Consider the following 7,277-nt stretch of genomic DNA (forward strand, 5'->3'; position numbering starts at 1 on the left):
TCGGATATGTGACCCCGGAACAGATGCATCAGGACCTTGCAGCAGGGATTATCGCTGAAAGAAAAAGAGTATTGGGAAAGCAGCAGAAACTTCGTAAAATGTACTGGTCAGCAAATCAAACAACCGGAAGCGGGCTGTAGTTTATTGGAAACCCGTTTCGCGACATCATCCAAAAATCACGCCGAAGATGCTGGTTTGGTGTTATGGGATATAGCTAAAATATCGAAGAATCCTAAAACATTTCGAACGGATTGGGCTGAGTTGATATATAGAAAAATAGAACGATGAAAGAAGAAGAAATCAGGCCGCAAGCCATATTCGATGAATACCTGCGGCTGGCAAAGGATGACACCATCACCTACTTTGCCGATGTTGAAAATGTTTCGGTTGGATGTCCTGCTTGCGGTAAAGCCGGTGTCGTTTCATTCGAGAAGTCTGGGTTTAGATATGAAATCTGTCCGGATTGCAGGACGCTGTATGTCAATCCCAGACCGGTTGCCAGTGCATTTTCACGGTACTATACCGAATCACCTTCTTCGAAATACTGGGCGACGACATTCTACAGGGAGACGGCAGAGTCCCGCCGCGAGAAACTCTGGAAGCCCAAAGCCCTGATGGTCAGCGATGTCATTAAGAAGTATGGGGGTGGGAATGTCGTTATTGATGTTGGTGGAGGGTACGGATTGTTTGCTGAAGAGATCAGTGCATTTATCCCGGGGACTCCGATTTTGATTGAACCAGGGCCGCATCTTGCATCGGTTTGTCGTGATAAAGGCTTTCCAGTTGTCGAGAAGTTCCTTGAAGATGTCATTGCCGCTGATTTGCCGAAAGGGCCTAAGGTCTTTGTCAGTTTTGAGCTTTTCGAGCACCTGCATGATCCAGGGCGTTTCATGAGGCACCTTTACGGGCTGATGTCCTCAGGGGATTTGTTTGTCTTTACGACGCTTTCCGGTACTGGAGCCGATATTCTTGCGCTGTGGGAGGATTCAAAATCCGTTTCGCCTCCTCACCATCTGAATTTTTTCAATCCTCATTCGGTGCAGATTCTTTTGGGGCAATACGGTTTCGAGATGTTGGATGTCACCACTCCTGGGAAGCTTGATATTGATATCCTTGTCAATAATCGGGCGTTGATAAAAGACCGTTTTTGGGATGCTTTCGTAACTCTTGCATCCGACGCCGATAGGCAGCGCTGGCAGGAATGGCTTGCAACAAGCGGTTGGAGTTCCCACATGATGGTTGTCTGCCGTAAACCTTGAATTGTATGGAGTTCTTATGAGTATTCTGGCTCTTATTCCCGCCCGCATGGGCAGTGGCCGTTTCCCTGGCAAGCCAATGGCTCCGATTCTTGGTAAGCCCATGATTGGCCATGTCTATGAGCGGGTGGCTAAATCACCGGTTGTAGATCTTGTTGCCGTGGCGACCTGCGACAGGGAGATTTATGATTATATCGAATCGATCGGTGGTGCCGCAGTGATGACTGGGAGCCATCATGAGCGGGCTTCGGATCGTTGTGCTGAAGCGCTTGGTAAACTGGAGGCAGAGCTGGGTTGTAGGTATGATATCGTCGTGATGGTTCAGGGCGACGAACCGATGACGCATCCCGATATGATTGGTGAAGCCGTGCAGCCTATGTTGGATAATCCGGATATCCTTGTCGTGAACCTGCTTGGGGAAATAAAAGACGATGCAGAGTTTGAGGACCGCAACTGCATCAAGGTTGTCTGCGACCTGCAGATGAATGCCTTGTATTTCTCCCGTGAGCCAATTCCTACCAGATGCAAGGTTGATGATGTGCCGATGGGCAAGCAGGTGTGCATCATACCCTTCCGGCGTGATTTCCTGCTTGAGTATACCCGATTGCAGCCAACGCCGCTTGAAGTGGCTGAGTCTGTCGACATGATGCGGGTGCTTGAGCACGGGCTGAGGGTGCGTATGGTGCCTACCCGGTATGAGACGCAGGCCGTTGATACACTGGCTGATCTTCGAAAAGTTGAAGAGATGATGGGCGGGTTGGCGGAGTGATGCCAGTCGGATCAGAATCATTGCCTCGGGTGCTGACGATATGGGATTGCCACGGGATTCCCGGGAATCATAAAGGGCCGTTAGTACTTTGGAGAAGTTACGGAGAGGATTCATGCCCTGATGCAGTCTCGATTCCCCAATGGATTGAAGAGAACGCCGACTCTCTTCGTGAACGGTATCTCGCATGGGTCTACGAACTCGGTCAGGTTAAGGTGCAAGGCCGGCGTCTTGTTGATTTTCTTGAGATAAGGCCGGGGTTCAGTTATTGGTGGATGGCGCCGATCGCTGAAAAGTGCAACTTCTCTAAATCTCCGCATATTACCGATGCTGTTCGGCTGATGGCATTTAATGACTGGTTCCAGAAGGGTAGTGTTGACCGTATTCGTTTGGTGAGTGGTAGCATGGCTTTGTCGCAGTGCTTAGCATCTTGGGCTGCCCAAAATGGGTGGGGGTTCGAGTGGGAAAGGGTTCCTGGCAACTGCTCTGAAGGCTCGCTTTTGAAGAAGCTTTTTCGCCGGAGTCCGCAGCGTGTGCAGGGGTTGTTGTCGTTCTTGCGGTATCTTTCTCGCCGATGGACGTTGAGGGGTGTGGGAATAAAAGAATGGCGAAACACTCAGGCCGATACCACATTCATTTCCTATCTATTCAATCTTGTTCCGTCAGCACTTCAGGGGGGGCGATACGAATGCCGCTTCTGGGGAAACCTTCCCGATGTTCTGAAAGAAGAGGAAAAAACGATCAACTGGCTACATCTTTATGTTGCGGATCGTGTCGTCCCTGACTCTAAATCTGCTGCAGATCTACTGGCCGCATTCAACAGCAATGAGCGTGCCCTTCAGGTTCACGCGACGCTCGATTCATTTTTGGGTCTGCAGGTTGTCATCAGGACACTTCTGGATTGGCTTGTGTTGTGGTTGAAATGGAGAAAGGTACATGGTTCCATTGGGCGGCAGCAGCTCCTTGCTGGTTGCGATGTCTCTCCACTGTATGCTGATGAGTGGCGATCTGCTCTATTAGGATCTGGTGCGGTCAGCAATCTTTTGACCTTCAATCTCCTATCCGCAGCTTTTCGCATATTACCGAAGCAGCGTCTCGGCTTCTATCTGCAGGAGAATCAGCCATGGGAAATGGCACTGATTTATGCTTGGAAAGAGGCTGGACATGGGGAAATCGTCGGAGTTCCTCATTCAACTGTGAGGTACTGGGATTTAAGATACTTTAATGATCAGCGATTGTATTCCCGTGGTCCAGGAAATAGGATGCCCTTGCCTGATCGGGTTGCTGTGAATGGACCCGTTATGCATGATATATACCGGGTAGGTGGGTATCCGGAAGATCAGCTCTGTGAAGCTGAAGCGTTGCGGTATCTTTACTTGGCAGAAGGTCAGGGGATGAATGAATTCCATCGGAAAGAGCTGTCTGGATTGAGGTTGCTTGTCTTGGGGGATTATCTTGAGCAGTCAACGCGTTACATGATGACTCTTCTCGAAGGCGCATTTCATGACCTACCTGAAGATATGCGTATAGTCGTCAAGCCTCATCCGGCATGTCCCGTGGAGCCTAGTGAGTATCCTTCCATGGTGTTTGATGTTGTATCTGAACCGATTGAGAAACTTCTTCAACGGTCTGATATCGCATATACAGGTGCAATGACTTCTGCTGCTGTGGATGCCTATTGTGCAGGAGTTCCGGTTGTGTCCGTACTTGATCAGGATTCGCTGAACTTGAGCCCGTTGCGGGATATGGACGCAGTCAAGTTTGTCAGTTCGTCTCGGGATCTCGTTGATGCTTTGGTAACTATTGCAGGCAGTTCTTCTTTTCAGTGTGAGGCGGAACTGTTCTTTTATCTCGATAAGGCTTTGCCTCGCTGGAAGGCTTTACTCACAAAACCTTGATCTCATGATCGTGGCATTTGAAAATAGATTTTACGGCAAGTCCATTGTTATAACCGGTCATACCGGATTCAAGGGGCCATGGTTGACGGCATGGCTTCAATTGATGGGTGCTGAAGTTACCGGCATCGCTTTAGAGCCTCCGACAAATCCGTCGCATTTTGTCGTGGCGGGTATGGGGGAGGGGATTCAAGATCATCGTATTGATGTTCGTGATCCTGAAAAGATCTCTCGGGTTATAACGGAAGCACAACCGGATTTTGTATTCCATTTGGCGGCACAGGCTCTGGTTCGCAGGTCGTATGAGAATCCACTCGAGACCTGGCAGACTAATGTGCTTGGGACACTGCATATCCTTGAGGCTCTGCGCAAGCTTGATAAACCATGTGCGGCGGTCATTATTACAAGCGACAAGTGTTACGACAATGTCGAGTGGGTATGGGGATATCGCGAGACCGATGCCATGGGTGGACCTGATCCTTATAGTGCCTCTAAGGGTGCTGCAGAACTGGCGATTAGGTCGCATATCAAATCATACTTTCCTAAGTCGACGAGCAAGGTTCGGATTGCCTCTGCTCGGGCCGGCAATGTTATTGGCGGGGGGGACTGGGCTGACAGCAGGATTATTCCTGACTGTGTGAGGGCCTGGTCGGAAAACGGGATTGTGGAGTTACGCAATCCTGCATCAACTCGCCCGTGGCAGCATGTGCTGGAGCCGTTGAGTGGTTATTTAGCTCTCGCTGCGGCATTAAGCGAACGGGACGAATTACATGGAGAGCCGTTCAATTTCGGCCCGCAAGCTCAGCAGAACCACAGCGTGTTAGAACTTGTACAGGAGATGTCAAAACATTGGGAGAAGGTACGGTGGGAGGATGTATCAAGTGCCGTCGAGGGACCATATGAGTCCGGTCTGCTGAAGCTCAATTGCGACAAGGCATTGCATCACCTTCAGTGGCATGCCGTGATGGGGTTTAAGGATACCGTTTGCATGACGGCTGAATGGTATAAAGCCTATTATCAGCAGCCTGACGCAATTCGTGCATGTACTGAAAGTCAGATATCGGAATATATGGCACATGCTAAGGCTCAGGGGTTGCGATGGGCTCAGTAACTTTGAGTGATATAGGTGTTACTCCGTTGCAGCGGATAGCGGTTATCGGCGGGGATGTGTTGCATGCGCTGAAATCAACCGATTCGGATTTTCATGGGTTCGGTGAGGCATATTTTTCAACTATTGCAACGGGCGCGATAAAGGGCTGGAAACGACATGGCCGAATGACTATGAACTTGATTGTACCTGTTGGTATGGTGAAGTTCGTGTTTTATCAGGAAGGCGGTTCTCTTTTTCGTGAAGAAACGATTGGCATCGAGCGATATGTGCGTTTGACGGTACCCGCTGGCATCTGGTTCGGTTTTCAAGGAATTGCCGGTGGTGAGAGCATGGTGCTGAACATCGCAAGCATTCCTCATGATCCGGATGAAGTGGAGCGTTTGCCCATTACTGCAATTGCTTATCAGTGGAACAACATATGAAAGTCATTATCCTGGCCGGCGGGTTCGGTACCCGTCTCGCAGAATACACCGATGTTATTCCCAAGCCGATGGTGCCTGTTGGAGGAAAGCCAATCCTTTGGCATATTATGCAGACTTATGCCCATTTCGGGCATAAGGACTTTTATGTTGCATTGGGGTATAAGGCGGAAGTCATCAAGGAGTATTTTCTGAATTACCGGGCATTGAAGGCTGATTTTACCGTTGACCTTGCCTCGGGCGGAATTACCTCGCATCAGAGCGATCCGGTTGACTGGAGGGTGACCTTGGTTCACACGGGGGACTCAACAATGACCGGTGGTAGAGCGAAGCGGCTACAACCATTCATTGGTGATGAAACATGCCTGCTGACCTATGGCGATGGTGTGGCTGATATGGACCTTGATGCGCTTCTTGCATTTCATCGCAGTCATGGAAAAATGGTGACGGTTTCAGCGGTGCGGCCTACTGCCCGTTTTGGTGAACTCGAGCTGAGTGGAGACCAGGTTGCAAGCTTCAAGGAGAAGCCGCAGTTGCATGAAGGGTGGATCAATGGGGGCTTTTTTGTTGTCGAGCCTGCTTTCTTTGATCTGATAGCCGGTGACGAAACGATGCTCGAACGCGAGCCTCTTGAAGCGGCTGCTCTTGCCGGTGAGTTGATGGCATACCGCCATGAAGGCTTCTGGCACTGCATGGATACCAAGCGGGACCATGAGCTGCTTGAGTCGTTGTGGGCTAAGGGAGCTCCTTGGGCTTTTGGATAGAGGCATGCGAATACTGATTACGGGTGGTTTCGGCTTTATCGGCGGGCGGCTTGGGCAATCGTTGCAGCGGCAGGGGCATGATGTTATCCTCGGGACCCGTCAAGGTGAATGCAATCCTCCTGTATGGTTGCCGAATGCTCGAGTGGTAAATACTCCATGGAGTGATGCTGGGGGGTTGAAGGATATCTGTGCAGGTATTGATATTGTGGTTCATGCTGCAGGAATGAATGCGGGAGCGTGTGCGGCTGATCCGGCTGGCGCCATTGATTTCAATGCTGTTGCGACAGCCCGTCTTGTCCAGGCTGCGGTTGCTGCCGGCGTTCATCGTCTTATCTATCTCTCCACGGTGCATGTGTATGGCAGCCCTCTTGAGGGGTGTATTACTGAAGATACCTGTCCTCGTAATCTTCATCCATATGCCTCATCGCATCTTGCGGGTGAGGTCGCAGTATTATGGGCGGCACAAAATAGTGCTCTTGAATCTGTTGTTCTGCGTCTTTCCAACGCGTTCGGTGTACCTCTGCATGATAGGGTTGATTGCTGGATGCTACTGGTCAATGACCTGTGTCGACAGCTGGCGACAACAGGCCAAATGGTGTTGAAGAGCAACGGCACACAACAACGGGATTTCATCGCTCTCGGCAAAGTGTGCAGCATTGTCGGAGAGCTGATGCATTGCGATCTTGAGGTACTTCCACATCGGGTTGTGAATGTGGGTTCTGGCGTCTCAATGAGCGTGATGGAAATGGCGCAATTGATTCAGTCACGGTATGAGAAGATGTATGGTCAGACGCCACAAATATCCAGATGTGATACGGAATGGACAGCCGGGGACTCTTTGGAATATCATTCAAACATATTGGACTCGCTTGGAATCCAGTCGGCAGGTAACGGCTTCGAAGAGATTGATGCATTGCTGGGTTATTGTATGAGGAGATTTGGAGGAGGCGATGCATCAAGAAGCTAAAGCGCCATTGGTGTCGATAGTTTGACCCCTTCCCCGAAAACCAGACACTTGTAAAGTAGAGAATTCCGGCAATGAGTATCTTGAATCAAACAGGAGCCA

Annotated in this window: 7 protein-coding genes; all 7 read left to right on the forward strand. The window is 50.2% G+C overall.

Annotated features, from left to right (window positions below; genetic code table 11):
* Positions 1-284: 284 nt before the first annotated feature.
* From EKD02_RS10395 to EKD02_RS10425, 7 genes are read left to right on the forward strand one after another with little or no spacing between them, the layout of a single operon-like run.
* Positions 285-1,259 carry a class I SAM-dependent methyltransferase gene (locus EKD02_RS10395; RefSeq protein WP_126385269.1) on the forward strand — a complete coding sequence of 325 codons (975 nt, stop codon included), beginning with the start codon at positions 285-287 and terminating at the stop codon, positions 1,257-1,259.
* A 16-nt stretch (positions 1,260-1,275) separates the two neighbouring features.
* The gene (locus EKD02_RS10400; RefSeq protein WP_126385271.1) at positions 1,276-2,025 is read left to right on the forward strand and encodes a 3-deoxy-manno-octulosonate cytidylyltransferase; all 750 of its coding nucleotides are present in this window, start codon (positions 1,276-1,278) and stop codon (positions 2,023-2,025) included.
* Complete coding sequence (locus EKD02_RS10405) at positions 2,025-3,920, forward strand: TIGR04326 family surface carbohydrate biosynthesis protein (protein WP_126385273.1); 1,896 nt, start codon at positions 2,025-2,027, stop codon at positions 3,918-3,920. The genes EKD02_RS10400 and EKD02_RS10405 overlap by 1 nt, the downstream gene beginning before the upstream one ends.
* A 4-nt stretch (positions 3,921-3,924) precedes the next feature.
* A complete protein-coding gene (gene rfbG / locus EKD02_RS10410; RefSeq protein ID WP_126385275.1) occupies positions 3,925-5,028 on the forward strand; it encodes a CDP-glucose 4,6-dehydratase in 1,104 nt (367 codons plus the stop codon).
* A complete protein-coding gene (locus EKD02_RS10415; protein WP_126385277.1) occupies positions 5,016-5,450 on the forward strand; it encodes a dTDP-4-dehydrorhamnose 3,5-epimerase in 435 nt (144 codons plus the stop codon). The genes rfbG and EKD02_RS10415 overlap by 13 nt, the downstream gene beginning before the upstream one ends.
* Positions 5,447-6,211, forward strand: a complete 765-nt coding sequence (gene rfbF, locus EKD02_RS10420) for a glucose-1-phosphate cytidylyltransferase (protein WP_126385279.1) — start codon at positions 5,447-5,449, stop codon at positions 6,209-6,211. Before EKD02_RS10415 ends, rfbF begins: the two co-directional genes overlap by 4 nt.
* A gap of 4 nt (positions 6,212-6,215) precedes the next feature.
* Positions 6,216-7,178, forward strand: coding sequence for an NAD-dependent epimerase/dehydratase family protein (locus EKD02_RS10425; RefSeq protein WP_185805744.1), 963 nt, complete (start codon positions 6,216-6,218; stop codon positions 7,176-7,178).
* The last annotated feature ends 99 nt before the right edge of the window (positions 7,179-7,277 follow it).

Origin of the sequence: Chlorobium phaeovibrioides (assembly GCF_003968655.1) — a bacterium.
GTDB classification, from domain to species: Bacteria; Bacteroidota; Chlorobiia; order Chlorobiales; family Chlorobiaceae; genus Chlorobium; species Chlorobium phaeovibrioides.